Origin of the sequence: Bradyrhizobium sp. SZCCHNR1093 (assembly GCF_032381175.1) — a bacterium.
Classification (GTDB): Bacteria; Pseudomonadota; Alphaproteobacteria; order Rhizobiales; family Xanthobacteraceae; genus Bradyrhizobium.
Genome location: NZ_JAUHJJ010000004.1, coordinates 14910 through 41080, shown reverse-complemented (window position 1 = coordinate 41080; position 26171 = coordinate 14910). Strand labels below are relative to the sequence as shown.

Sequence of the window (26171 nt, the reverse complement as noted above, 5' to 3'; positions counted from 1 at the left end):
CCTGCCGTTGTCGGCGCGGGCAGTGCCAATACGAGGAGGATAGAGGATGACCAATCGCTTGATGGTATCAGTTGCTGCAATCGCGCTCCTGGCGGGTGCAGGTTTTGCTCATGCGCAGAGCGCCGGCGGTGCGGGCGGGGCAGTTGGACAGTCCGGCGGCATGAACGCGCCCGGCGGCACGATGCATCGCGACAGCGCCTCGCCTGCGGCCGGCGGCGCGTCCGACATGCGCTCCAGCCAGTCGGATCAGAAGTCTGGTGCGACCAAGGGCCAGCGCGCCGAGGAAGGCATGAAGGGTCCGACTGCCAAGGGCGCGACCTCCGAGAGCGACAAGGCGGGCTCCAAGAGCATGAAGGCCGAGAGCCGCGACAGCAAGAGCGGCACCAGCACGAACGCCGAAACCAAGACCGGCAGCGACCGGTCGCAGACCACCACCGGACTGGCCGGCGCCGGCGCCAAGCTCACGACCGAGCAGCGCACCAAGATCACCAGCGTGATCCGCAACCAGCGCGTCGAGCCGGTGACCAACGTGAACTTCAACATCGCGGTCGGCACCCGGGTGCCGCGCGACGTTCACTTCCACCGGCTCCCGGCCGAAGTCGTGACGATCTATCCGGAATGGCGCGGATATGACTTCATCCTGGTTCGTGAGCAGATCATCGTAATCGATCCTCGCACGCACGAGATCGTCGCAGTTCTCGACGCCTGATCCCGACCAGGCAGGCGATGAGGACATGGGGCGGGCAGCAATGCCCGCCCCATTCTATTGCGCAAATCTATTGCACAAAGAGCACGCAAGGGCGATCACACGCAGCCCGTGCAGCCCGGTGGACAAACCTGGTTAATCAGCGATTTCGCACACTTAAGACGGTTTTTTCGTGTGACGGACCAAGCCTCGAACGGCCGGCCTGGCTGCCGAAAGGCTTCCCCTTGGCGGCTTTGTTACCTATAACGCCGCCCACTGCCGCCACACCGCCGGGATGGGAATGGCCGACGCCGCTCACAACACGATCTATGTCCTCAACGGACCCAACCTCAACCTGTTGGGCACCCGCGAGCCGGAGACCTATGGCCACGCCACCCTCGCCGACGTGGAACGGCTCTGCGTCGAGACGGCTGCCCGCTTCGGCCTGGTGGCGGAGTGCCGGCAGTCCAACCATGAGGGCGTCCTGGTCGACTCCATCCATGAGGCCCGCAGCCGCGGTGTGGTCGGAATCATCCTCAATGCCGGCGCCTACTCTCATACCTCCATTGCCCTGCATGACGCGCTGATGGGGGTGAAAGTCCCCACCGTTGAAGTGCACATCAGCAACATCCACGCTCGCGAGAGCTTTCGGCACCATTCTTTCACCGCGAAGGCGGCGTTTGCCTCGATCTGCGGCTTCGGCATCGACGGCTACCGGCTCGCGATCACTGGCCTCGCCGCCAAGATCGGCGCCAAAGCCGATACGCAGACCGACATCTAGCGCAAGCCTGACGTCACAGTCCTCACGCCACCCAACGTTCCGGATCAGATCATGGCGCCCCAGCCCGACGACAAGACCATCGCGAAATCCGAAGACAGCCAGCTCATTCGCGAGCTCGCAGCGCTGCTGGATGAGACCAGCCTGACCGAGATCGAGCTGGAGCGTGCCGGCCTTCGCATCCGCGTTGCCCGCAACGTGACCGTTGCGGCGGCCGTCCATTCGTCCATCGGAGCGGTCGCCGCTGGCGTTCCCCTGGTCGCAGCTGCGACGGCGGCAGCCGCCGGCGCGGACCTGTCCAAACATCCCGGCGTGGTGCCCTCGCCCATGGTCGGCACCGCCTATTGGGCGCCCGAGCCCGGCGCCAAGCCGTTCGTCGAGGTCGGCTCCAAGGTGTCGGTCGGTCAGACCCTGATGATCATCGAGGCGATGAAGACGATGAACCAGATTCCGTCACCGCGCGCCGGGACGGTGACGCAGATCCTGGTCGAGGACGGCCAGCCCGTTGAGTTCGGCGAGCCGCTGGTGATCATTGAATAATTGCGAGTAGCGAATAGCGAATAGCCGTCCGTTCCCTATTCGCTACTCCCGATTCGCTACTCGCCACTCGCGCCCGAGGCACCATGTTCGACAAGATCCTCATCGCCAATCGCGGCGAAATCGCCCTTCGCATCCTCAGGGCCTGCAAGGAGCTCGGCATCTCCACCGTCGCGGTGCATTCCACCGCCGACGCCGATGCCATGCATGTCCGCCTCGCCGACGAAAGCGTGTGCATCGGCCCGCCGCCGTCGAAGGACAGCTATCTCAACATCCCCGCGCTGCTCGCCGCCTGTGAGATCACCGGCGCCGACGCCGTGCATCCCGGCTACGGCTTCCTCTCGGAGAACGCGCGCTTCGCCGAGATCCTCGCCGACCACAACCTGCACTTCATCGGACCCAAGGCGGAACACATCCGCCTGATGGGCGACAAGATCGAGGCCAAGAAGACCGCCAAGCGGCTGGGCATTCCGGTCGTTCCCGGCTCCGACGGTGCGGTGACGCCCGACCAGGACGCTATGGCGATCGCCAAGGAGATCGGCTTTCCGGTGCTGGTCAAGGCGGCCGCCGGCGGCGGCGGCCGCGGCATGAAGGTCGCCCACACCGAGGCGGACCTGCAACTGGCGCTGACCACCGCGGCCAACGAGGCCAAATCCGCGTTCGGCGACGCTTCGGTCTATCTCGAGAAGTATCTGCAGAAGCCCCGCCACATCGAGATCCAGGTGCTCGGCGATGGCCGCGGCGGCGCGATCCATCTTGGCGAGCGCGACTGCTCGCTGCAGCGGCGCCACCAGAAGGTCTGGGAGGAAGGCCCCTCGCCGGTGCTCGACCCGGCCAGCCGCGCCAAGATCGGCGAGACAGTCGCCAAGGCGATGCAGGAGCTGAAATATATCGGCGTCGGCACCGTCGAATTCCTCTATGAGGACGGCGAGTTCTACTTCATCGAGATGAACACCCGCATCCAGGTCGAGCATCCCGTCACCGAGATGATCACCGGCATCGACCTCGTGCTGGAGCAGATCCGCATCGCGGCCGGCGGCGACCTGCCGATGACCCAGGACCAGGTTGTCATCAACGGCCACTCCATCGAGTGCCGCGTCAATGCGGAAAATCCCGTCACCTTCCGGCCATCGCCGGGCAAGATCCTGCAGTACCATCCGCCGGGCGGCCTCGGCGTCCGCATCGATTCGGCGGTCTATCAGGGCTACGTGATCCCGCCCTATTACGACTCGCTGGTCGGCAAGCTGATCGTCCACGGCAAGACCCGGGTCGAGTGCCTGATGCGGCTGCGGCGGGCGCTGGACGAGATGGTCGTCGACGGCATCGAGACCACCCTGCCGCTGTTCCGGGCGTTGGTGCGCGAGCCCGCCATCATCGATGGCGACTACCACATCCACTGGCTCGAGCAGTATCTCGCCGGCCAGAACGCGGACTGAGCAGCACCTGAAGAATCCCGCGGCCCGGCGGGAACTCTTCGGTCTGCACGACGTTCTGCTCTGTCGGCGGTTCCGCTGAGGGGGCAGGTATTTCAATCGGCATGCGAGTGAGCGGTGGCGCCTGAGATCAGACAGAGGCGCACGCTAGGACAAATCCTGCTGTTGTCGGCGGGATTCCTGGTGCTGGTCGTCGTCAGCACGGCCTCGGTGCTGCTGGTCAACAAGGCCCGCAGAGACAGCGCCTGGGTGGTGCACACCATCGAGGCGGAGAACCAGATCAATGCGCTGCTGCTCGAGGTCCGCCGCGCCGAGAGCGGCGCCCGCGCCTACCTGCTGACCCAGGGCCCGGATTTTCTCAGAGATCACGAAGCCGCCGTTGCCGCGATCCGGCCCGTGCTCGACAAGCTTGCGACGCTCCTCGCCGACAACCAGGCTCAGGTGGCGAACCTCGCCAGATTGCGCAGCATCATCGAGACCCGATTGGCGCAATTCGACCGGGAGAAGGCTCTCGTCGCGTCCGGCGATCTTCCCAGTGCGGTGGCCCTGGTGCGCGATGCCGCATCGATCGACAGCAGCACGACCATGCGTACCACCGCCGAGGCGATGCGCACCGAGGAGGAACGCCTGCTGGCGGTGCGAACCACCAATGCCGACGAAAGCCAGCAGCTCGCGACCATCGTCACTGTCGCCGGTTCGGCGCTGGTCGTCCTGCTCGCCGTCATCTCGCTGCTCCTTGTGCGCCGCTCGACCAGCGCCCGCGACGAGGCCGAGGCCAAGCTGCGCGAGAGCAACCTCAACCTCGAAGCCACCGTCGACGAGCGTACCGCCGACCTGCGCGAGGCCAATGAGGAGATCCAGCGCTTCGCCTACATTGTGAGCCACGATCTGCGCTCGCCGCTGGTCAACATCATGGGCTTCACCAGCGAGCTCGACGAGCTGCGCAGCGACATCTTCCGGCGCATCGCGGCGCTCGCGCGCGCGGTGTCCGACGCGCCGCCGCCGGCCGAAGGCACCGAGCCGGAGCTGGAAGGCGCCGACAAGCAGCTCTCGGAGGATTTCTCCGAGGCGCTGGGCTTCATCAAGTCCTCGATCGCAAAAATGGACCGGCTCATCACCGCCATCCTCAATTTGACCCGCGAAGGCCGCCGCGAGTTCGTGCCGGTGCGCATCGACACCCGCGAGCTGATCGAGGGCATCGTCTCGACGCTCGCGCATCAGGCTGCGGAAACCAACACCACCATCCGCGTGGAGCCGCTGCCCGCCATCGTCAGCGACCGCCTTGCGCTGGAGCAGATCTTCTCCAACCTGATCGACAACGCGATCAAATATCTGAAGCCCGGCGTTGCCGGCGACATCGCCATTCGCGCCCGCACCAAGCTCGGTTTCGCCATCTTCGAGATCACGGACAATGGCCGGGGGATTGATCCCAGGGATCACCAACGTATCTTTGATCTGTTCCGCCGCGCCGGGACCCAGGACCGTCCGGGTCAGGGGATTGGATTGGCGCATGTCCGTGCGCTGGTGCGCCGGCTCGGCGGAACCATGTCGGTCGCGTCGGAGCTCGACCAGGGCAGCACGTTCACCATCACGCTCCCGATCAACTGGAACGCCTCAACTCGGAACTCAGACCGATGACCATGCCCGTGACGATCATCATGATCGAGGACGACGAAGGCCACGCCCGCCTGATCGAGCGCAACATCCGCCGCTCGGGAGTCAACAACGAGATCAAGCCGTTCACCAACGGTACAGATGCCGTGAAGTATCTGCTGGGTGCTGACGGCACCGGCCTCGATCACAAGGGGCAAGCATTGCTGATCCTGCTGGACCTGAACCTGCCGGACATGACCGGCATCGACATCCTCAAGATGGTCAAGCAGAACAGCTTCCTGAAGAGCGCGCCCGTGGTCATCCTGACCACGACCGACGACTCGCAGGAGATCAAGCGCTGCTACGAGCTCGGCTGCAACGTCTACATCACCAAGCCGGTCAACTACGAAAGCTTCGCCAACGCCATTCGCCAGCTCGGTCTGTTCTTCTCCGTCATCCAGGTTCCGCCCGCCGCATGAGCTCCGCCGCCCCCACGCTGCTCTACATCGACGACGACGCGGCGCTGGCGCGGCTGGTCGAGCGCGGGCTCAAGCGATTGGGCTTCACGGTGGAACACGCCGCCGACGGCAGCTCGGGCTTGCAGCGGCTGGAGCGCGGCGGGATCGACGTCGTTGCGCTCGACCAGTACATGCCCGGCTTCGACGGGCTCGAGACGCTGGAGCGCATCATGGCGCTGCCCGAACCGCCGCCGGTGGTGTTCGTCACCGCCTCGCAGGATTCCAAGATCGCGGTCACGGCCCTGAAGGCGGGCGCAGCCGACTACCTCGTCAAGGACGTGCAGGGCGAGTTCGTCCCGCTGCTGCAGGTCGCAGCCGAAGGCGCGGTGCGGCAGGCACGGCTGCAGAAGGCCCGCGACGAGGCGGAGGCCGAAGTGCGGGCGTCACGCGACCGCTACGCGGCGCTGGCGGCCGAACGCGAGGTCCTGCTGCGCGAGGTCAATCACCGCGTCGGCAATTCGCTGCAGATCATCGCCTCGCTGCTGCATCTTCAGGCCAACTCCAGCACCCAGGACGACGTCAAGGCCGCGCTCACCAATGCGATGGGCCGCGTCGCCGCCGTGGCGCAGGTGCACCGCCGGCTCTACACGTCTCAGGATCTCAAGAGCGTGCTGCTCAACCAGTATCTGGATTCGCTGCTCGACGACCTGCGCCGCTCGGCCGAGGGCAACCGGATGTCGCGGCTGACCCTGAAGGCGGAGCCGGTCGAGATCGACCCGGATCGCGCGGTCGCGATCGGCATCGTCGTCAACGAGCTGGTCATGAACGCGGTCAAATACGCCTACCCCGATGGGCCGGGCCCGATCCATGTCGAGCTGAAGCTTGCAGGCGAGGACATCGTGCTGTCGATTGCCGACGACGGCGTCGGCCTCAACGCAACCAGCGATCCGCGCTCGACCGGAATGGGCCAGCGCATCGTCAGCGCCATGGCGACCAAGCTCGATGCCACCGTCGGCCCCGATCCGAGCCATGCCGGCACCAAGATCGTGGTCCGCTTCCGCCTCGAAAAAGATGCTCCCAAGCCCGCGGCTGCTGGGGTCGGCTGAGAGCCGACGCAGGCGGCACGCGACCATCGCGCACCCGACGTCGGCCTGCTATGCTGATCCCATGAATACGCGCGACTCTGCAGCGTCCGAGATCACGCCCGAGGTGCTGCTGCGTGCCTATGCCTGCGGCATCTTCCCGATGGCCGAAAGCGCCGACGACCCGACCTTGTTCTGGGTCGAGCCGGAGCTGCGCGGCGTCATTCCGCTCGACGGCTTTCGCGTCGCCTCGCGCCTTGCGCGCACGGTGCGATCGGACACCTTCACCGTGACCGTGAACCAGGCCTTCAAGGCGGTGATGGATGGCTGTGCCGAGCCGCAGCCCGGCCGCGAGGACACCTGGATCAACAAGCGTATCCGCGAGCTCTACAGCGGCCTCCACGCGCTCGGCCATTGCCACAGCGTCGAATGCTGGCAGGATGGCGAGCTGGTGGGCGGCCTCTACGGCGTCAGCCTGGGCCGCGCCTTCTTCGGCGAGAGCATGTTTCATCGCACCCGCGACGCCTCGAAGGTCGCGCTGGTGCATCTCGTCGCGCGGCTGATCGCAGGCGGCTTCGAGTTGCTCGACACCCAATACGTCACCGAGCACCTCAAGACCTTCGGCGCCGTCGAGATCCCGCGCCGGCGCTACACCGTGCTGCTCGAAAAGGCCCTGAGGGGACCGGCCGCCAATTTCGCCAGGCTGGCGGTCGATCGGCCGATGCCGGGTACCGAAGCATTGGCGATCATCGCCGCGCGCGGCTGAGACCCGCTATCTGAACACTCCGCCGAACGGTCCGCCCGCCTGGGGCGGCGGCGGTGGTGGCGGCACCTGCTGGGTCTGATATTGCTGCGGCGGCGATGGCGGCCTGGGAGCCGCCTGCCTCTGCTGCGGCGGCCGCTTCTGTGCCGGCTGCGCCGTGGGCGTGGGCTTCTGATCGGGGGCTGCGCTGACCACCGTGGTCTGCGGCTCTTTGCAGTCGACCAGCCAGATGTCGTAGATCGGGTGCTCGACGCCGTGCAGGCCGGGGCTGGCCGCGAACATCCAGCCCGAGAAGATGCGCTTCACCTCGCCCTGCAAGGTGATCTCGTCGACCTGCACGAACGCGTCGGTGTTGGCGGCCTCGGTGGCCGGCCTCGTGTAGCAGGCGTCGGTCTTCACCCGGAGCGCGCCGAACTGCACGGTCTCGCCGATGTCCTCGTCGAAATTGATGATGCGGCCGGTGATCTTGTCGAGCCCGGAGAAGCTCGCCTTCTTGTTCACGATCTTCTGCGCCGGCGGCTCGGTCACGACCTCGTCGCCCGGCTGGATGGTGGCCGGCGTCTGCGGCACCGCGCCGTTCGGCGGGATCGCCGCATTCTGGGGTGCGCCGCGAGCCGGTGCCTGCCGCTGACCGGGCGCAGCCTGGCCGGGCGGCGGCACGGCCGCGACTGGGGGATTGTTCTGTGGCAGGATCGTCGTTCCCGGCGGCGGCGCCAGCGGCTGGGATTGGACCGGGCCCGGCAGGGCGGCGCCCTGCCCTGGCGGCGGACGGGTCGGCGCCGGCAGCACCCGGCCCTGCGGCAGCTCCGGGACCTCCTCCTCTTCCTCGGGAGGCGGAATTGGCTCGCCACGGCGCGGAATGTTGCCCGGCGGGCGCGGAACGGGATCGGAGAAAATGGTACCGATCTGCGCGCGCGCCGGCACGGACAGCGTGAGGGATGTGGCGGCCAGCAATGCCGCGATACCGGTCAGGACGATTGTTCGGTGCATCTCGCGCGGCTTTATCAGGCGAATCGGGGTTCGGGACAATCAAATCGCGTCATGACCCATCCGCCGCTCTCGATCAGCCCTCCCGTTAACATGTCGAATACGGCGGGGGAAGGGCGAGCTGCCAGCGCTCCGCGTGCTGGTCAGCCGGTTCATCCAATGAGATAGTCGTGATCAAGAGCCGGATCGGAACCGGCGTCAAAGGGAAGGAAACCGATGTCTGATTCGATCCGTCTCGACGGCCGAGTGGCCGTCGTTACCGGCGCGGCCGGCGTCATCGGCGCCGCGACCATGCGGCTGCTGGCCGCACGCGGTGCCCGCATCGTCGCGGTGGACCGGCGCGAGGCCGATCTCGCCGCCGCGACGGCCGCCCTGCCCGCAAGCGCCGAGGCGCTCGCCGTGGCCGCCGACGTCACCGACGAGGACCAGGTCGCGGCTTATGTGCGACAAGCGTGCGATCGGTTCGGCACCATCGACGTGTTCTTCAACAACGCCGGCATCGAAGGCGAGATCAAGCCGATCACCGCCTATCCGCTGGAGGCGTTCCGTCGCGTGCTCGACGTCAACGTCGTCGGCGTCTTCCTCGGCCTCAAGCACGTGCTTCCGGTGATGCTGAAGCAGAACCGCGGCTCGATCATCAACACCGCCTCGATCGCCGGCCTGATCGGCTCGCCGCAGATCGCCGTCTACAGCGCCAGCAAGCACGCGGTCATCGGCTTGACCAAGAGCGCGTCCTGGGAGTGCACCGGGACTAATGTGCGTGTGAACTGCATCTGCCCCGGGCTGATCGAGAGCCGCATGCTGAGCGCGATCATCGAAGGGCGCAGCGGCGCCGCGGTTCCGGCCGACAAGGTGGTCGATCGCGTCCCCGCACGCCGACTCGGCCAGGGCGCAGAGGTCGCCTCGATCGTCGCCTTCCTCGCCTCCGACGATGCCAGCTACGTCTCCGGCGCCGCCTACACCGTCGATGGTGGCCGCACCGCCGCTTGACGTCCCCTCAACGCACAGGTCGATTGCAATGCCCGTTCAGCTCGATGCCGATGCCGCCGCCGTCTACAAGGCGTTCCAGGAGGGCGGTCGGCCGGCCTATGAGACGCTGACACCGCAGGAGGCGCGGGACTACTATCTGGCCGCGCGCGTCGTGAGCAATCCCGAGCCGCCCGAGCTTGCGGACGTCAAGGACCTCGCCATCCCTGCCCCGCATGGCGCAATCCCGGCACGGCTCTATCGGCCAAGGGCGGTGCGGCAGACCAACGGTCTTGCGCCGGGATTGGTGTTCTATCACGGCGGCGGCTGGGTGATCGGCAATCTGGATTCGCATGACGTGGTATGCCGCGCGCTGGCGCACGAAGGCGAACTGATCGTGATCTCGGTCGACTACCGCCTCGCGCCCGAGCACAAGTTTCCGGCTGCGGTCGACGACGCCGTCGCGGCCATACGATGGATCGCCGACAATGCCGCCGCGCTCGGCATCGATGCCGCCAGGCTCAGCGTCGGCGGCGATTCCGCTGGCGGCAATCTCGCCGCCGTCGTCGCACTCTCGGCGCGTGACGGCAACGGCCCGAAGCTCTCAGGCCAGGTGCTGATCTATCCGGCCACCGACTTCACGATGAGCCATCCCTCCCACAGCGAGCCCGAGACCAGCGTGCTGCTGACGCATTCGGTCATCCGCTGGTTTCGCGACCATTATCTCAACAGCGTCGCCGACATTCACGATTGGCGGGCCTCGCCGGCGAAGGCGGGAAGCCTGGTGGGGCTACCGCCCGCTTATGTGCTCACCGCCGGCGCCGATCCGCTGCGCGACGAAGGCGACGACTACGCGCGGCGCCTGCGCGAGGCCGGCGTGGCGGTGACCTACCGAACGCATCCCGGCCAGTTCCACGGCTTCTTCACGATGGGCAAGCTGTTGGACCAGGCCAATGTCGCGGCGCGCGACATCGGCGTCTGGCTGAAGCAGCTCGACCGGCCCGGCGGCATCTGAGCGTTACCGCGCTGAGCTCAGAACGCAACGACCCGCGAGTTCGCGGGTCGTGCTCACATGCGGCCGAAGTCGTCTCGTGTGAGATCGGCTTGCTCGCGCTCGAGCAGCAGCTACATCCCGTGCAAGCCGGGCGGGACGACTGGACAGCTCACATCTCATTCCTCGCAGCAGGAGACTCCCGCATGAAGACCGTGAACCTCGCCGACAAGCTGAGCCAATTCTCAGGCCATTGGGACCCGCACGTGATCGCGGACTACAACGACAATGACGTGATGGTCGTGAAGTTCATGGGAGAATTCCCGTTCCATAAGCATGACACGACGGATGACTTCTTCCTGGTCCTGGAAGGCGAGATGGAGATGGACATTCAGGGACAGCCTTCGCGGACGGTGAAGGCCGGCGAGTTGTTCGTCGTCCCCAAAGGGGTCGTCCACCGGCCGCGCGCGGCCAAAGAGGTCAAGGTGCTCCTGATCGAACCCAAGGGCGAACCGAACTCCGGCGACTCCGACAGGGTGCCCGCGCCCAAGCCGCGCATCTGACTCGCCGGAAGACGTCAGAGCTTCGGGACTCCGCGAGCTTGAGATATCATTCAGAGCGGACAGGTGAGCAGGATGAACATTGAGCCAACTCTGGAGATTGCGCTGGCTTGGTTCAAGCCCGAAGAGTGGGAGGATATCAGGCGGATCTGTCCAGATCTGCACGACACCTACGAAGAATGGCTGGCCAGCGCTCAGGAGGTCATCGACACGATCGGCAGTCGCTCGGACGAGCGGATCGTGAAAGTGATCCTGACCGCGGCCGAGCTTCGGAAATGGCAACGTGCGACCGGGCGCAAAGTCGATGGCAGGGTTCGCTCACAGCTTGCCGCCAGGGGCGGCGCGCAAGATCCGCAACGAGCCCCCACAGCCGGCTCCCGAGCCCCGTTCTGGCTCAGAAGGCGGTCGCTGACGTTTGTCGCTCAGTTCGCTCAGTTCGCTCAGGCGGGCCACGGCAAGTTCTGAGGGCGCAACGGCCGCCCATGCAGCGGACGAAGCGGAGCATCGCCGAAATGTCCGCTGTTTTTGCGCTGCAACCGAGATAGTGTCCCGTCGCCCCGCAAGGACGGCTTGTGGCCGTCTGGCAGGCCCCTCCTCCGATAGGATCGCCCCGATGTTCGACCGCTTGACCCGCCAGCCCGATGATCCCCTGCTCGCTCTGATCGGCATCTTCAAAGCCGATCCGAGGCCGGACAAGGTCGATCTCGGCGTCGGCGTCTATCGCGACGAGGCCGGCCATTCGCCGATCTTCCGCGCTGTGAAAGCTGCGGAGCGCATCATCTGGGAGAGCCAGGACAGCAAGAGCTATGTGGCGCCGGAAGGCGACCAGCGCTTCCTCGACCTGTTGTGGTCGCTCGTCGGCGGCCCCGCGCCATCGGTCCATGCCGCAGGCGTGCAGACTCCGGGCGGCTCGGGCGCGCTCCGCCTCGCCGCCGATCTGATCCGGCAGGCCGGCACCGGCAAAATCTGGCTCGGCCTGCCGAGCTGGCCCAACCACGCCGGCATCTTCGCCGCGGCGGGGCTCGAGGTCGAGACCTATCCATACTTCGACGTGCCATCGCAGACCCTGCAGCTCGACAGCATGCTCGACGCGTTGCGGCGCGCTCAGCCGGGCGATGCCGTCCTGATCCATGCCTGCTGCCATAACCCGAGCGGCGCTCCCCTCAGCGCCGACGACTGGACGCGGATCACCGCCATGATCACAGCGCGCGGCCTCGTGCCGCTGATCGATTCCGCCTATCAGGGCTTCGGCGCCGGCATCGACGGCGATGCGGCCGGTCTGCGGATGCTGATCGCGGCCGCCCCCGAGGCGCTCGTCGCAGTGTCCTGCTCGAAGTCGTTCGGACTCTATCGTGAGCGCACCGGTGCTCTTTACGCCGTCGCGGCATCGCAGGCGGCGGCCGACACCGCGCGCTCCAATCTCGTCGCGATCGCGCGCACCAGCTATTCGATGCCACCGGACCATGGCTCGGCGATCGTGAAGACCATTCTCGGCAGCCCCGATCTGCGCCGCGACTGGGCCGAGGAGTTGGAGTCGATGCGGCTGCGCCTAGCGACGCTGCGCCGCTCCTTTGCCGAGGCGCTCGGCGGCCGCTGGTCGAACACCGTCGCCATCGGCGTGCAGGAAGGCATGTTCTCGCTGCTGCCACTTACCCCGGCGGAGGTGCTGACCCTGCGTGAGAAGAGCGGCGTCTACATGCCCACCTCGGGCCGCATCAATGTCGCCGGCCTGAAGCTGTCAGACGTGACGCGCGTCGCCGGCCTGTTCAAGTCGCTTTGAGCGAGCGCGGGCGAGGAATGACAGCGTGACCGAGATCGTCCAGGAACGGCACAAGCTCTACGAAGACGCAATGGCCCTGACGCTCGGCACGCTGTTCGTCTCGCTGGGCATGCTCATCTACAGCAAGACGGTGCTGCTGGTCGGCAGCACCGCCGGCCTGTCGTTGCTGCTGAGCTATATCAGCGGCTACGGCTTCGGCTTGAGCTTCTTCCTGCTCAACCTGCCCTTCTACGTGCTGGCCGTGAAGCGCATGGGCTGGCCGTTCACGATCCGCACCTTCCTGGCGGTCGGGCTTGTGGCGCTGTTCTCGCGCCTGACGACGTCCTGGGTGGAGATTGCGTGGATCGAGCCGATCTATGCCACCATCATCGGCGCCGGCCTGACCGGCACAGGGCTGCTGATGCTGTTCCGCCATCGCACGGGCCTCGGCGGCATCAACATCCTGGCGCTGTATCTGCAGGAGCACTGGAAGATCCGCGCCGGCTATTTCCAGCTCGCCGTCGATTTCCTCATCATGATCGCCGCATTCTTCGTCATCCCCGTGAACCGGCTGGCGCTGTCGATCATCGGCATCGTGATCGTCAACGTCATCATCGCGATCAACCACAAGCCGGGGCGCTACATGGCGCTGAGCTGAGCGGCCGAGCTCCAACCGCAAGGTCGATCTGCTCTCGTATAGCCCCACCGTGACACGCGCCGGATGCCGCATGGGTGCGCTGCACCTTGCCAGACGGCGCATTCCGTGGGATGAAAGCTCTGGTATGCCAGCAACCGAGGCAATGGGTTACCGCCTCCGTCCGCCCGTCCGGGGCGCCTGACGGGCTCTTCGGTGCGGCTGGATCGCCAACAAGAAACGCGAACGCAAAATCTCGAACCGATCTCTGGGGACGACCAAGGTATGGCACGCAACATTCTCATTCTCGGGGCCTCCTACGGCTCCCTCCTCGGCACCAAGCTGCTGATGGCCGGCCACAACGTGACGCTGGTCTGCCGTAAGAAGACCGCCGAGCTGATCAACCGCGACGGCACGGAGGTCCGCATCAAGCTGCGCGACGAGCCGGCGCATCGCTCGATCTTCTCGCGCGACCTGCCGGGCAAGCTCGACGCCGCCACGCCGGATAGCGTCGACCTGTCGCGCTACGACCTGGTTGGTCTTGCGATGCAGGAGCCGCAATACACCAACCACACCATCCGCGTGCTGATGGTGAAGATCGCCGAGGCCGGGCTGCCGTGCCTGTCGATCATGAACATGCCGCCGCTGCCCTATCTCAAGCGCATCCCGGCGCTCGCCAACGTCGACCTCGACGAGGCCTACACCAACCCCGCGGTGTGGGAACGCTTCACGCCCGGGCTGGTCACGCTGTGCTCGCCGGATCCGCAGGCCTTCCGTCCGCCGGAGGAAGCCGCCAACGTGCTGCATGTCGGCCTGCCGACCAACTTCAAGGCCGCCGCCTTCGAGGACGAAAAGCACAATGCGCTGCTGCGTGAGCTGGAGCGCGACATCGACGCGGTCAGGCTCGACGGCCAGGACGTGCCGGTGAAGCTGAAGGTGTTCGACTCGCTGTTCGTGCCGCTGGCGAAGTGGTCGATGCTGCTCACCGGCAACTATCGCTGCATCACGCGCGGCGAGCCGCAGGCCATCCGTGATGCCGTTCATGGCAATCTCGCCCAGTCGAAATCGATCTACGAGCACGTCGATGCCATCGCGCGCAAGCTCGGCGCAGATCCGAGCGACCAGGTGCCGTTCGAAAAATACGCCAAGGCGGCCGAGAGCCTGCTCAAGCCGTCGTCGGCCGCGCGCGCCGTCGCCGCGGGCGCGCCGTTCATCGAGCGCGTCGACCTTCTGGTGAAGCTGATCTCGCAGCAGCTCGGCATGCCCAATGCCGAGATCGACCAGACGGTGCAGACCGTCGACTTCAAGCTCAACGAGAAGATCGTGGTCGGCGGCTCCAGCGCGCAGTGAAGCGCAGGCGCCGACATCGTCCGTAACCAGATGTGACTTTGCATGAACGCGCGGCCAACGCATGGTTCGCGCGTTCATTGATTCACAGCGTTCGGATGAAGATGCCGTCCTTCGGGCCTCTCGCTTTTCCTCTGCAGGCCCTGAGCTGGCTCGGCAATCAGGGCACCCGCGCCATCGTCGCGGTGCTGCTGCTGGCGATCGCCGTGCCGCCGCTCGGCGAGCTGGCGCGACCCTACGTCACGCACGCGATCTTCCTGCTGCTCTGCATCTCGTTCATGCGCGTCGACGTCGCGATGCTAACAGCGCATCTGCGCCGCCCGCTGCTGGTGGTGGCCGCGACGGCCTGGACCACGATCGCCGTGCCGGCGCTGGTCGGCTCGATCGGGCGCATCACGGGCGTCGATGCCACAGCACCCGACCTGTATCTCGCGCTGATGCTGCAGGGGACGGCCTCGCCGATGATGGCCTCGCCCGCGCTCGCCGCGCTGATGGGGCTCGACGCGACGCTCGTTCTCATCACGCTGGTAACCTCGACCGCGCTGGTGCCGCTGACGGCGCCGCTGTTCGCCTATGTGTTTTTGGGCGAGACATTGTCACTGTCTCCGGCCGCGCTAGGGCTGAAGCTCGCCGCCATCCTTGCGGGCGCCCTGGCGGCGGCCGCCGCGATCCGCCTTGCCCTCGGCATCGCGACGATCCGCCGCCACCGCGCGCCGATCGACGGCGTCAACGTCCTCATCCTGTTCGTGTTCGCGTCCGCCATCATGGCCCATTTCCTGGCCGACCTGGCCGCCAGCCCGTTCCGCATGCTGGGACTGGCGCTGCTCGCCTTCACCGTGTTCTTCCTGTTGCTTGGTACCACGATGCTGCTGTTTCGTGGCGCGGGCCGCGAACGCGCCATGGCGCTCGGCATGATGGTGTCGCTGCGCAACATGGGGCTGATGCTGGCGGCGACCGAGGGTGCGATCCCGGGCACCACCTGGCTGTATTTCGCGATGAGCCAGTTCCCGATTCACCTTGCCCCGCAGTTGCTGCGGCCGCTCGCCGAGCGCCTGCGTCCCAAGGCGCTTCCATCTGGCGGGACCGATCACGGCTTGACCAGCCCTGCATCGGAATGAGGCAAAGCAGTAACGGCATGCGGCCGCTTCGGCATGACGCGACGGCCAGCCGCTTACTATCAAGGCCGACATGGTTGTTGCTGGCGTGCAAGGCCGGCGCTACGCTCCGTGGCTGTTGGTGCAGGAGGATTATGTGACCACGTCAGACGATCAGAAAATTTCCGAAGACCGCCGCGATGCGCTGCGCTACGCGCTCGCCATCGGCTCCGGTGCCGCGCTCGCGTCCGCCATGACGACGACGCCCGCCTCGGCGCAAGCGGCCGACAACACGCTCGACCGCGTCCGCGCCAACAAGGTGCTGCGCATCGCCGTGCTGCCGGGCGAGCTGCCCTATTTCAACAAGGACCTCGCCTCCGGCACGTGGTCGGGCTTCTCGATCGAGATGGCCAACGACATCGCCAAGCTGCTCGACGTGAAACTCGAATATGTCGAGTCGACCTACGGCAATTCGGTGCTCGACCTGCAGGCCGGCAAGATCGATCTCGGCTTCGCGCTCAACCCGACGCCGCAGCGCGCGCTGGTCATCGACTTCTGCGGCACGGTGTTTCCGCATCCGTTCGGCGCGATGCTGAAGAAGGGGATGGAGGCCAAGACCTGGGCCGACATCAACAAGCCGGAAGTGAAGATCGCCGTCGACGTCGGCTCGGCCAACGAGGCGGTGGCGCGCCGTTTTGCGCCGAACGCGACCATCAAGTCGCTGAAGTCGCGCGACGAGGTGATGCTGGAGATGGCCTCGGGCCGCGTCGACGTCGTCGTCAACGCGCTGATCCTGGGCCTCACCGCAATCGCCAAGAACCCCAATCTCGGCACCTACAAGATCCTGCAGTCGCCCTCGGTCGCGATCCCCTCCAGCATGGGCGTGCGCCGCGAGGCCGACAAGCGCTGGCGCGACTTCCTCGCGGTGTGGATCGACTACAACCGCGGCATCGGCCAGATGCGCGAATGGTTCGTCAAGGGCCTGGGGCTGGCCGGCGTCAAGGCCGAGGACGTGCCGGTCGAGGTGAATATCTAAGCGAAGCTACGCTCTCTCCTAGCGTCATTGCGAGGAGCGCAGCGACGAAGCAATCCAGGACCGCGCGTGCCGCCCTGGATTGCTACGCTTCGCTCGCAATGACGGAGGCATTCGATGATGTATCGCCTCACGCCTTGTCGTACGTCATGCCGCGCTCGAAGCGGCGGCCGAGCAGCGTCGCCGGAAACAGGATCGCGAAATAGATCAGCGCGATGATGGTGTAGACCTCGAGCGGCCGGTAGGTGTCGGCATTGATCAGCGTCGCGTTGTAGACGAGATCCGGCACCGCGATCACCGACACCAGCGAGGTGTTCTTCAACTGCGTCACCGACTGGTTGACATAAGGCGCCAGCATCGGCTTCAGGGCCTGCGGCAGGATCACGAGCCGCATCATCCGCCACGGACGCAAGCCGAGCGCGCGTGCAGCATCCCACTGCCCGCGCGGCACGCTCTCGATGCTGCCGCGCACGATCTCGGCATAGAACGCCCCGGCATAGAGCGACAGCACGGTGACGGCGGCGACATGCGCCGGAATGTTGATGCCGATCACCACCGGGAATGCGTAGTAGAACCAAATGATCTGCACCAGCAGCGGCGTGCAGCGGAACAGCTCGATATAGCCGATCAGCAGCCAGTCGATCACGACCGGACGGCGCAGCCTGACGATGCCGACGACGAGCCCGATCACCGAGCCGAGCAGGATGGTGCCGAGCGTGTACGCCATGGTCCAGGCGAGCCCCACCCAGAACAGATGGCTGTACTTGGCGAGGATGGCGAAATCCCAGGTATAGTTCATCGCAGCTCCGGCGTGACGCGGTCGCGGCCCCTCACAGATACCGGCTCGGAGCAAAGGCGGAGGCGTCGAACGACGGCGTCTCGCCCGCGATCATCGCGGCGATCGCCGCGCCCGTGGCCGGCCCCGTGGTGAAGCCGATGTGCTGATTGCCGAATGCAAGCCACAGGCCGGAATGGCGCGGCGCCGGCCCGATCATCGGCAGCGAGTCCGGCAAGGTCGGCCGCGCGCCGCGCCAGGGCTGGGCCACGGCCTCGCCGAACTCGACCACGCCGCGCGCCAGCGGCACCACCTGTTCGAGCTGGGCGAAATTCGACGGCGCATCTCGATCGGTCAGCTCGACGCCGGAGGTGACGCGCACGCCGTTCTCCATCGGCGTCATCAGGAAGCTGCCTTCGGCGTCGTGGATCGGACGGTGCAGCATGCGCGCCGGATTGGGTGTGAACTCCTGGTGATAGCCGCGCTCGAACGCCATCGGCACGCGGTAGCCGAGCGACCTGAGAATGTCCGGCGACCACGGCCCGAGCGCGACCACGACCTGGCGGGCGCGGATCTCGCCGTCGCCGAGCACGACGCGCCAGCCATCGCCGTCGGCCAGCAAGGCCCTGATCTCGGACTGGCGCAGCACGCCGCCCGCGCCCTCGAACATGCGCGCATAGGCCTTGGTGACGTTGCCGGGCGAATCGACCGACGCCGTCTGGCTATGCAGCAGGCCGACCTTGTAGACCGGCAGCAAATTCGGCTCGAGCGCCGAGATGCCCTGGCGGTCGAGCAGCTCGCTCTTGATGCCGTATTCGGCCAGGAACGCCTGCTCGGCCTTGGCGGCTGCGATCGCATCGCTGCGCCACGCCTTCAGCCAGCCGGTCTCACGGATGCGCTGCGGCTCGCCAGATCGGACGATCCAGTCGCGATGCAGCGTCAGCGACGCGCCGATCAGGCCATGCAGCGCGGTCGCGCGCGGCTTGACGCGGGACTCCACGGCATTGGCGAGGAAGCGCAGCACCCATTCGAGGTTGCGCAGAGTCCACGATGGATCCCAGCGCACGGCCGTACTCCGATTGCGGAGATAGGACGGCAGCGCTGAGAACAGCGAGGGCTTGTTGAGCGGCAGGATCGAGCCGGAGGAGAGAATGCCGGCATTGCCATACGATGTCTCCTCGCCCGGCGCCTTGCGGTCGACCAGCACCACCGAGAACCCACGCTCCCGGATGGCGTAGGCGGAGGAGACGCCGACGATCCCCGCTCCCAGCACGACCACGTCGGCTGTCTGCTGCATACGCTCCATCGTCTCTCGATCCATCCGCCGTTTACATCAGGGTCAGGCCGCCATCGACCGGCAGCACCGCGCCGGTGACGTGGCCGGCATCTTTCGACAGCAAGAAGGCGACAGCCGCGGCGATGTCGTCGGGCTCGGCGAGGCGCTGTTGCGGATTGGCAGACGCCGCCGTCTGCCACGCGGCCGGATCGAGCGAGCCGAGCCGTCCCGCATCCTTGCGCGTATAGCCGGGCACGACGACATTCGCCGTGCCGCCGCACGCAGCCAGCTCGATGGCCAGACATTTCACCAGCGCCTCCAGCGCCGCCTTGGCGGCGGCCGAGGCCGGGAAGGTGCCGCCCGGCACGAAGCGGTGCGCGACGAAGCTGGAGATCGCGACCACGCGCGCATGGGTGCTCTGCACGAGGTCCGGGAGCGCGGCGCTGGCAAGCTCATGAAAGGCCGCCGGCATCACTGCGAGCGAGCGGTCGAGCCCGTCGCGCGGCAGATCGCGAAAGCTGCGGCGGTCGGCAAAGCCAGCGGCATGCACCACCGCGTCGATCCGGCCGAAACGCGTTCGTGCCGCAGCCGCCAAACCGGTGGCAACGCCCTGCCTGGCCAGGTCACCGCAATGAAACTCGGCTTCGGCGCCGGCCTCCCGGCACGCCACGGCGACGTCCCGCAGACGCGCGAGACCCGGTTCGTCAGCCCCCTGCCCGTGCAGCATCACGGCCTGCCCCGGCGCGGCCAGGCGGCGCGCCACGGCAGCGCCGATGCCGGCCCCGCTGCCGGTGATGATGGTGACACGCATCGCGCCCTGGTCTGCCCCTCGTTTCGCGGGGCGGACTATAGGTCCCGGACCTGCCGATGCCAACACGCGGACGGACATGCGCCGATGTCCGCCGCGCGGGACTGCCTGTTACCTCAGACGTTCGGAACCGTCCGAGCGAAGCTGATAAAATCAGTTGCTCAGCATTTGGCGCCGACGCTGCACGTCTTGGTCGACTGGGAGATCGTGCCGCCGGCCGTGCGGCATGCGGCGGCATTGGCGTTCACGCAGGCCACCTTCACCGACGTGCAGCCCGCATGATCGTTCTTCACACATTGCGTCTCGCTATAGGTGCTCAGCACGCTGCCGCCCTTCTTGCAGACGCACATTCCAGTGAGTTCGGCCTTCGCCGCAAAAGCGCTGTCGAGACCGCCGACTGCGGCAGCAACGAATAAAATCAGGTAAAGCAATACGCGCATCGTATCCTCCATGAACAGTGGCAATGCGCTCACTATGAGCGCTTCCTGCATGTTATACAACTTTAAATTGTTTCGATTGCCGACGAGGATCTCTGCCCGCGGCTCCTCGTCCACTGATGCAGGTCAGGTGGTGACGCGTGCCGCGCGCCGCAGGGCCTGCGGCGGCTGACCGAAGGCGCGAATGAAGGCGCGACGCATCCGCTCAGGATCGCGAAAGCCGGTCGCTTCCGCCACCAGCTCGATCGGCTGATGCGAGGCCTGCACCCGATCGCGCGCCACTTCCAGCCGCAGACGCTCGATCGCCTTCGACGGCGTGGTGCCGGTCTCGGCGACGAAGGCGCGGGTGAAATGCCGCGTGCTCATGCCGGCACGCTCGGCGAGATCGTCGACGGTCAGCGGGGCATCGAGGTGCTCCCGCGCCCAGGTGAGCAGATCCGCAAAACGGCCGCTCGGCGCCTTCAGCTCCAGCAGCGAGGAGAACTGCGACTGCCCACCGCTGCGGCGATGATATAGTACGAGCTGCCGTGCCGTCTTCTGCGCGATCTCCTCGCCGTGGTCGTCGGCGACCATGGCAAGCGCGAGATCGATGCCGGCAGTGATCCCAGCCGAGCTCCAGACATTGCCGTCGCGGACATAGATGCTGTCAGGCTCGAGCTTCACATGGGGGTAGGCGCGCAGGAACTGCCGCGTGCGCTGCCAATGCGTCGTCGCGCGCCGCCCGTCCAGCAGGCCCGCTTCGGCCAGCATGAAGGCGCCGGAGCAGATGCTGGCAAGACGAGTGCCGCGCTGCGCGACCTTACGGACGAAGTTCAGCGTGCATGCGTTGCGGCTCGCCGCTTCGACGCCCTCGCCGCCGGCGATCAGCAGCGTGGTCAGCGCCGACACCGGACCGAATTTGCGCGCCAACATCTCGGCCCCCGACGACGACCGCACGGGTCCGGGCGTGGCAGCGACGACCCTGATCGATGGCGCGGCGCGCGCATAGCGCGAAGCGATCTCGAACACCGAGATCGGCCCGGCGGCGTCGAGCAACTGAAAATCGGGATAGATGAGCACGCCGATCATGGTGGATGGCTCCGTGATCTCAAGTCTGAGGTCCCAAGCCTGAGATCCCAAGTCTGAGTGCCCAGGTGTGAAATCCCAAGTCTGTCTGGAAACGAGGGAACTTTGGCATATCAGCCATCCAGCGGACCATGCAGAATGACGGCCGTCAAGCACCAGACCTGCGAGCACCGCCATGGCCCAACCGCTCTCGATCGCTCTCGTCCTGTTTCCACATCTGACCCAGCTCGATCTCACCGGTCCGGTGCAGGTGTTCTCCAGCGTGCCCGGCGCGACGCTGCATCTGGCGTGGAAGAGGATCGAGCCCATTCCGACAGACTCGGTTCTCACTCTGATGCCGACCACGACCTTCGCCGACTGTCCGCAGGCGGACGTGATCTGCGTTCCCGGCGGCTTCGGCGTCGACGCCATCCTCGATGACGACGAGGTCATCGGCTTCATCCGCCGCCTGGCCGAAAAGGCCAGGTACGTCACGTCGGTCTGCACAGGCTCGCTCGCGCTCGGCGCCGCCGGCCTGCTGGATGGCTATCGCGCGGCGACCCATTGGAGCGCGCGCGAGTGCCTGCCGCTGTTCGGCGCGACCGTCAGCACCGAGCGCGTCTGCATCGACCGCAACCGGATCACCGGCGGCGGCGTCACGGCCGGCATCGACTTCGCGCTGACCCTGGTGGCGCAGTTGGTCGATCGTCAGACGGCGGAGGCGATCCAGCTCCGGCTCGAATATAATCCGGCGCCCCCTTTCACCGCCGGTTCCCCCGACACGGCACCGCCCGAAGTGGTGTCACGCATGCTGGAGCGGATCGCACCTTCCCGGAAGCGGCGGATTGCGGCGGCGGAGCATGCGGCGGCCGCCCTCAGGACCAACCCGACGTAGCGCAGGCTTGGCAGGCTCCCGAAAGCAAAAAGAGGCCGCCCGGAGCTGGGGACGGCCTCTTCCGATCGGATCATCTTGAGCGAAATCGAATCAGCTGCCAGGAGTCCAGGGCTGATAATCACCGGTGGCCTTTGGCCTGCGACCGCTGGCCAAGGTCGAGCCGGCCGGGCGATACGCCAGAGCAGTCCCCGTCAGGTTCGGCTGATGCGGCTTTTCCCACTCGCGCGGCTTGTAGCTGTCCTGAGTCGGCGGCACGTCGACCATGTGATGCATCCAGGCGTGCCATTCGGGCGGAATGCGGCTGGCTTCGGCCAGGCCGTTGTAGATCACCCACCTGCGCTCGAAATGCAGCACCGGATCGATCTTGCCGCCGGCGGTCCGGTAATAGCGGTTGCCTTGTGCATCCTGCCCCACGAGCTCGCCGAACCGCCAGGTCCACAATTGCGTGCCGAAAGTCTGGCCGTTCCACCACGTGAAGAGCTTGAGAAAGAACTGTTTCATGGGCTTGGGGCCGGTTCTGTGAAGGTCCCGGCTCTGATGCCACCCCGCCCGCATCTTGTCCAGTGTTGCACCGCCTCCGCCCGCGACGATGTATCGGTTCGCGGCGGGGAACGACATCCGCGGCCTGCGGTTAGGTCATTTTCCCCTGATGGAGCGATAGCGATGACCAGACTGAAGACATGGAGCACTGCGGCGGCAGTGGCGCTGATTCTGCCGCTGGCGGCAGCGACGACGAGCTTTGCCCAGGGTCCCGGCGGCGGCGGTCGTGGTCCGGGCGGTGGTGGTGCCGCCATCGGCGGTGGCGGGGGCGGTGGCGGTGGCGCGGCTATCGGTGGTGGCGGCGGCGGCGCGATCGGCGCCGGCGGACGCGGCGGCTTTGCGGCCGGCCCGGGTGGCGGCGGCATGAGCGGCGGCAGCTTCGCCGGACGCGCAGCCGTTGGCGGCGCAGCCCTGGCGGGTCGCGGCCCGGCGGCCGGCGCCAACGTCGCCGTCAACACTGGTGGCGGCCGCGGCAACTGGAGCGGCGGCAATTGGAGTGGCGGCGGCTGGCAGGGCGGTCACCGTGGCGGCTGGCATCGCCGCGGCGGCGGCTTCTGGCCGGGTGTCGGCGTTGGCGTCGGGATCGGATTGGGTAGCAGCTATGCCTACTACAATGATCCGTATTATTACGGGCCCGACTATTACTCCGACTACTCGTACTATGACGACTCTGCGCCTGTCGCCGTCATCGGAACCGAAGGCGTCGACCCGAGCTATTGCGCACGCCGGTACCGCTCGTATGATCCGGCTTCGGGAACCTATCTCGGCTATGACGGTTTTCGCCATCCATGCCCGTAAGAATCTGACGTAGTAGCTGCGACAATAAGGCGGCGAGGCCATGCTCGCCGCCTTTTTCGCGCCGCATTGTTGTTTGTTCTGTGTCTGAAGCGCCACGTTGCAGGCTGATTTTCGCCCATATTCCAAAATGTGCCCCGCGACATGCAGATGATCCGCCCGTTCCGGTCCAATATCGTTTGAGCTCGTGATTCTGCCCGTACGGGCCGTTTCGCAGGCTGGATTGATATCTCTCGATGGGCACATGGATTTTCGCGGGACTCGCGCAGTGCAAACGCCGCGGGTGAACGGCTTGGGCCTGCCACCCGCGGACGCGCCAGGAACTTCGAACAAGGAGGCGCGCCTTGCCGACATATCTTCACTGCTTGGACGCAGCTGCATCGCAACTCGGATGCATGTGGCCGGCCGCGGTGATCCCCGGCCCAGCTGGCGGACATGTCGATGATTGAGAAACGCAGATGACCTATCAGCGCCTCGCATTGGGGCTCGGTCTTGGAACGCTGCTGGCGATCGGCGCTGCGTCCACGGCGCTCGACATCAAGTCGCGCCACGACGCGGCCTGGGTGAATTCCTCGCTCGACATCCTGCAGAAGACCTCCGATCTGCGCCTGCTGCTCCGCGAAGCGGAAGCGACCTCTCGCGGCTACGCGCTCATCGCTGACGATCAGTTCAGGACGGAGTTTGCCGATGTCAGCACGAGAATCCCGGTCGCCATGGCCGAGCTGCGGCGCGCCGTGGCCGACAATCCCGAACCGCTGGAGCTTCTGACCGAGACCGAAGCCCTGATTGCCCGCAGGGTCGAGCTCGCTGCGGAGCTGATCCGGTTGCGCGCCGCCTCGGATCGTGCGGGGCTCGAAGCGCTCAGAAGCCGCGCCGAAGGCCCGGCGACCATGAGCGAGATCACGGCCCATCTCGACCGTTTCGTTGCCGATCAGCGCAAGCTGCTGACGCAGCGTTCGATGACGTCGAAGGCCACCGGATCGCTGCTGCTCACGATCGACCTGTGCGGCCTCGCGCTGCTGCTGATCATCGCCTTCTACCTCATCCGGCGGACGTATCTGCACGATCGTGCGCTGCGCGCGTCCCTGGTCCGCTCCGAAGCCGAGGCCATCTCGCTGGCGGAAAAGGCCGAGCAGCAGCATCTCGACTTGATCGCCGCCCATGAGAGGCTGCGCCATTCCGCCGACATCCTGCAAAGCACGTTCAACAGCATGGCGGAGGGCGTGCTCGTCATCGATGCCGCGGACACCGTGGTATTCTCGAACCCCGCGGTCGAACATCTGCTCGGCTACAGCCCGGGAAAGAATCTGACCGACGTCCGCGCGCACCTCCGCGTCTACGAAAGCGACGGCGTGACGCCGGTCGCAGCGCACGACCTGCCGACGCCGCGAGCCTTGCGGGGCGAGAGCTTCGACCGCCGCGAGCTGATCGTCTACCGGCCCGACCGGGACGAGACGCTGCGGCTGATGATCTCCGGCCGCCCGCTGCGCGACGCCGCCGGCGGCATTACCGGCGCGGCGATGGTCTATCACGACATCACTACGGCGCACGAGACCGAGCGGCTGCTGCAGCAGGCGCAGAAGCTGGATGCAATCGGCAAGCTCACCGGCGGCGTCGCACACGACTTCAACAACATGCTGACGATCATTACCGGCACCATCGAGACGCTGGCCGACGAGGTGAAAGACCGCCCCGCCGCCGCGGCGACCGCCGCGCTGATCGGACAGGCGGCAGACCGCTGCACCGAGCTGATCCGGCATCTGCTCGCCTTCGCCCGCAAGCAGCCGCTGCATCCGCGCGACAGCGACGTCAACAGCACGATCCTCGACATCGCAAAGCTGCTGCGTCCGACGCTTGGCGAGCAGATCGAGATCAACTCGATCCTCGAAGAGGAGACGCTGATCACGCATATCGACTCGGCGCAGCTCGCCAACTCGCTGGTCAACATGGCGATCAACGCCCGCGACGCGATGCCCAATGGCGGCAAGCTGCTGCTGGAATCGCGCCGGGTGGAGCTCGATGAGGCCTATGCCTCAGCCAACGCCGGCGCGACTCCCGGATCCTATGTCATGGTCGCCGTCAGCGACACGGGTACTGGCATGTCGCCGGAGGTCCGCGACCGCGCCTTCGAGCCCTTCTTCACGACGAAGGAAGCCAGCAAGGGCTCCGGCCTCGGCCTCAGCATGGTCTACGGCTTCGTCAAGCAATCCGGCGGCCACATCAAGATCTACAGCGAGGAAGGACGGGGCACCACGATCCGGCTCTACATCCCTACACCCAAGGGACAGGCTGCGAGCCCCGCTCCGCCCGAGCCGCCGCCGCCGCGCGGCGAGGAGACGATCTTCATCGTCGAGGACGATCCACTGGTGCAGGATTTCGTCGTCACGCAGTTGCGGAGCCTCGGCTACAAGACCATCACCGCATCGACCGGGGTCGAGGCGCTGGCCAAGATCGACTCCGGCCAAAGCTTCGATCTCCTCTTCACCGACGTCATCATGCCCGGCGGCGTCAACGGCAAGGAGCTCGCCGAGGAGGCGCTGCGGCAGCGGCCCGGCACCAAGGTGCTGTACACGTCCGGCTATACCGACAATGCGATGGTCGAGCACGGCCGCCTCGACCAGGCGGCGCTGCTGCTCACCAAGCCCTATCGCAAGTCGGAGCTCGCCAAGATGGTGCGGCTCGCGCTGGCCGGCGCCGCCGCGGACGCCTTGGCCGATGATGCCTTGGCCGATGATGCCTTGGCCGAGAACGCCTTTTCCGAGGACGCGCCGACGCGCGCTCACTTCTCCTGACTTGACCATCGCGCGGATTGGAACTGCAATCATCACGGAGCTCGGCGCCACAAATTCCGATGGAAACCTACCCCATGCAATTGGCAGGACGCGACGCGCTGCTTACAAC

Annotated in this window: 27 protein-coding genes; 20 read left to right on the top strand and 7 right to left on the bottom strand. The window is 66.3% G+C overall.

Annotated features, from left to right (window positions below):
* Window positions 1–46 precede the first annotated feature (46 nt).
* The 8 genes from QX070_RS14820 (at window position 47) to aat (ending at window position 7332) form a co-directional block, all read left to right on the top strand.
* A complete protein-coding gene (locus QX070_RS14820; protein WP_315737774.1) occupies window positions 47–709 on the top strand; it encodes a DUF1236 domain-containing protein in 663 nt (220 codons plus the stop codon).
* 277 nt (window positions 710–986) lie between these two features.
* Window positions 987–1466, top strand: a complete 480-nt coding sequence (aroQ, locus tag QX070_RS14815) for a type II 3-dehydroquinate dehydratase (protein WP_315737773.1) — start codon at window positions 987–989, stop codon at window positions 1464–1466.
* 51 nt (window positions 1467–1517) lie between these two features.
* Window positions 1518–2003 carry an acetyl-CoA carboxylase biotin carboxyl carrier protein gene (gene accB, locus QX070_RS14810; protein ID WP_315737772.1) on the top strand — a complete coding sequence of 162 codons (486 nt, stop codon included), beginning with the start codon at window positions 1518–1520 and terminating at the stop codon, window positions 2001–2003.
* A gap of 83 nt (window positions 2004–2086) precedes the next feature.
* Complete coding sequence (gene accC, locus QX070_RS14805; RefSeq protein WP_315737771.1) at window positions 2087–3436, top strand: acetyl-CoA carboxylase biotin carboxylase subunit; 1350 nt, start codon at window positions 2087–2089, stop codon at window positions 3434–3436.
* Window positions 3437–3550: 114 nt separating this feature from the next.
* Entirely contained in the window at window positions 3551–5071 is a 1521-nt protein-coding gene (locus QX070_RS14800) for a sensor histidine kinase (protein WP_315737770.1), read from the top strand.
* Window positions 5068–5505, top strand: coding sequence for a response regulator (locus QX070_RS14795; protein WP_315737769.1), 438 nt, complete (start codon window positions 5068–5070; stop codon window positions 5503–5505). The genes QX070_RS14800 and QX070_RS14795 overlap by 4 nt, the downstream gene beginning before the upstream one ends.
* Window positions 5502–6590 carry a sensor histidine kinase gene (locus QX070_RS14790; protein ID WP_315737768.1) on the top strand — a complete coding sequence of 363 codons (1089 nt, stop codon included), beginning with the start codon at window positions 5502–5504 and terminating at the stop codon, window positions 6588–6590. Before QX070_RS14795 ends, QX070_RS14790 begins: the two co-directional genes overlap by 4 nt.
* 61 nt (window positions 6591–6651) lie before the next feature.
* On the top strand, window positions 6652–7332 hold the full coding sequence (aat, locus tag QX070_RS14785) for a leucyl/phenylalanyl-tRNA--protein transferase (RefSeq protein ID WP_315737767.1): 681 nt from the start codon (window positions 6652–6654) through the stop codon (window positions 7330–7332).
* A 6-nt stretch (window positions 7333–7338) separates the two neighbouring features.
* Here aat and QX070_RS14780 read toward each other — a convergent pair whose 3' ends face one another.
* The gene (locus tag QX070_RS14780; RefSeq protein ID WP_315737766.1) at window positions 7339–8319 is read right to left on the bottom strand and encodes a DUF2155 domain-containing protein; all 981 of its coding nucleotides are present in this window, start codon (window positions 8317–8319) and stop codon (window positions 7339–7341) included.
* Between the two features lie 213 nt (window positions 8320–8532).
* Here QX070_RS14780 and QX070_RS14775 point away from each other — a divergent pair, with 213 nt between their 5' ends.
* The 9 genes from QX070_RS14775 to QX070_RS14735 all read left to right on the top strand — a co-directional run bounded on the left by QX070_RS14775 (window position 8533) and on the right by QX070_RS14735 (window position 16703).
* Entirely contained in the window at window positions 8533–9306 is a 774-nt protein-coding gene (locus tag QX070_RS14775) for an SDR family oxidoreductase (RefSeq protein ID WP_315712210.1), read from the top strand.
* A 28-nt stretch (window positions 9307–9334) separates the two neighbouring features.
* Window positions 9335–10297 (top strand): alpha/beta hydrolase, encoded by a 963-nt coding sequence (locus tag QX070_RS14770; RefSeq protein WP_315737765.1) that lies wholly within the window; start codon window positions 9335–9337, stop codon window positions 10295–10297.
* Window positions 10298–10479: 182 nt separating this feature from the next.
* Complete coding sequence (locus QX070_RS14765; protein WP_315737764.1) at window positions 10480–10836, top strand: cupin domain-containing protein; 357 nt, start codon at window positions 10480–10482, stop codon at window positions 10834–10836.
* 72 nt (window positions 10837–10908) lie between these two features.
* Entirely contained in the window at window positions 10909–11298 is a 390-nt protein-coding gene (locus QX070_RS14760; RefSeq protein ID WP_315737763.1) for a hypothetical protein, read from the top strand.
* Window positions 11299–11446: 148 nt separating this feature from the next.
* On the top strand, window positions 11447–12613 hold the full coding sequence (locus QX070_RS14755) for an amino acid aminotransferase (RefSeq protein ID WP_315737762.1): 1167 nt from the start codon (window positions 11447–11449) through the stop codon (window positions 12611–12613).
* A 25-nt stretch (window positions 12614–12638) separates the two neighbouring features.
* Window positions 12639–13250 (top strand): YitT family protein, encoded by a 612-nt coding sequence (locus QX070_RS14750; RefSeq protein WP_315737761.1) that lies wholly within the window; start codon window positions 12639–12641, stop codon window positions 13248–13250.
* Window positions 13251–13511: 261 nt separating this feature from the next.
* On the top strand, window positions 13512–14576 hold the full coding sequence (locus QX070_RS14745) for a ketopantoate reductase family protein (protein WP_315737760.1): 1065 nt from the start codon (window positions 13512–13514) through the stop codon (window positions 14574–14576).
* Between the two features lie 101 nt (window positions 14577–14677).
* Window positions 14678–15691 carry a Na+-dependent transporter gene (locus QX070_RS14740; protein WP_315738308.1) on the top strand — a complete coding sequence of 338 codons (1014 nt, stop codon included), beginning with the start codon at window positions 14678–14680 and terminating at the stop codon, window positions 15689–15691.
* Window positions 15692–15824: 133 nt separating this feature from the next.
* On the top strand, window positions 15825–16703 hold the full coding sequence (locus tag QX070_RS14735; RefSeq protein WP_315737759.1) for a transporter substrate-binding domain-containing protein: 879 nt from the start codon (window positions 15825–15827) through the stop codon (window positions 16701–16703).
* Between the two features lie 127 nt (window positions 16704–16830).
* Here QX070_RS14735 and QX070_RS14730 read toward each other — a convergent pair whose 3' ends face one another.
* From QX070_RS14730 to QX070_RS14710, 5 genes are all read right to left on the bottom strand, one after another.
* Entirely contained in the window at window positions 16831–17499 is a 669-nt protein-coding gene (locus tag QX070_RS14730; protein ID WP_315737758.1) for an amino acid ABC transporter permease, read from the bottom strand.
* A 31-nt stretch (window positions 17500–17530) separates the two neighbouring features.
* Entirely contained in the window at window positions 17531–18781 is a 1251-nt protein-coding gene (locus tag QX070_RS14725; RefSeq protein ID WP_315737757.1) for an FAD-dependent oxidoreductase, read from the bottom strand.
* 22 nt (window positions 18782–18803) lie between these two features.
* The gene (locus QX070_RS14720; RefSeq protein WP_315737756.1) at window positions 18804–19562 is read right to left on the bottom strand and encodes an SDR family NAD(P)-dependent oxidoreductase; all 759 of its coding nucleotides are present in this window, start codon (window positions 19560–19562) and stop codon (window positions 18804–18806) included.
* A 158-nt stretch (window positions 19563–19720) separates the two neighbouring features.
* A complete protein-coding gene (locus QX070_RS14715) occupies window positions 19721–20050 on the bottom strand; it encodes a hypothetical protein (RefSeq protein ID WP_315737755.1) in 330 nt (109 codons plus the stop codon).
* A gap of 72 nt (window positions 20051–20122) precedes the next feature.
* Complete coding sequence (locus QX070_RS14710; protein WP_315737754.1) at window positions 20123–21064, bottom strand: GlxA family transcriptional regulator; 942 nt, start codon at window positions 21062–21064, stop codon at window positions 20123–20125.
* Between the two features lie 172 nt (window positions 21065–21236).
* Between QX070_RS14710 and QX070_RS14705 the strand changes: the two genes are divergently transcribed.
* Entirely contained in the window at window positions 21237–21935 is a 699-nt protein-coding gene (locus tag QX070_RS14705) for a DJ-1/PfpI family protein (RefSeq protein ID WP_315737753.1), read from the top strand.
* 90 nt (window positions 21936–22025) lie between these two features.
* Here QX070_RS14705 and QX070_RS14700 read toward each other — a convergent pair whose 3' ends face one another.
* Entirely contained in the window at window positions 22026–22436 is a 411-nt protein-coding gene (locus QX070_RS14700) for an NADH:ubiquinone oxidoreductase subunit NDUFA12 (RefSeq protein WP_315738307.1), read from the bottom strand.
* A 162-nt stretch (window positions 22437–22598) separates the two neighbouring features.
* Between QX070_RS14700 and QX070_RS14695 the strand changes: the two genes are divergently transcribed.
* Window positions 22599–23273 (top strand): BA14K family protein, encoded by a 675-nt coding sequence (locus QX070_RS14695; RefSeq protein ID WP_315737752.1) that lies wholly within the window; start codon window positions 22599–22601, stop codon window positions 23271–23273.
* A 455-nt stretch (window positions 23274–23728) separates the two neighbouring features.
* Window positions 23729–26062, top strand: a complete 2334-nt coding sequence (locus QX070_RS14690) for a CHASE3 domain-containing protein (protein WP_315737751.1) — start codon at window positions 23729–23731, stop codon at window positions 26060–26062.
* Window positions 26063–26171 lie beyond the last annotated feature (109 nt).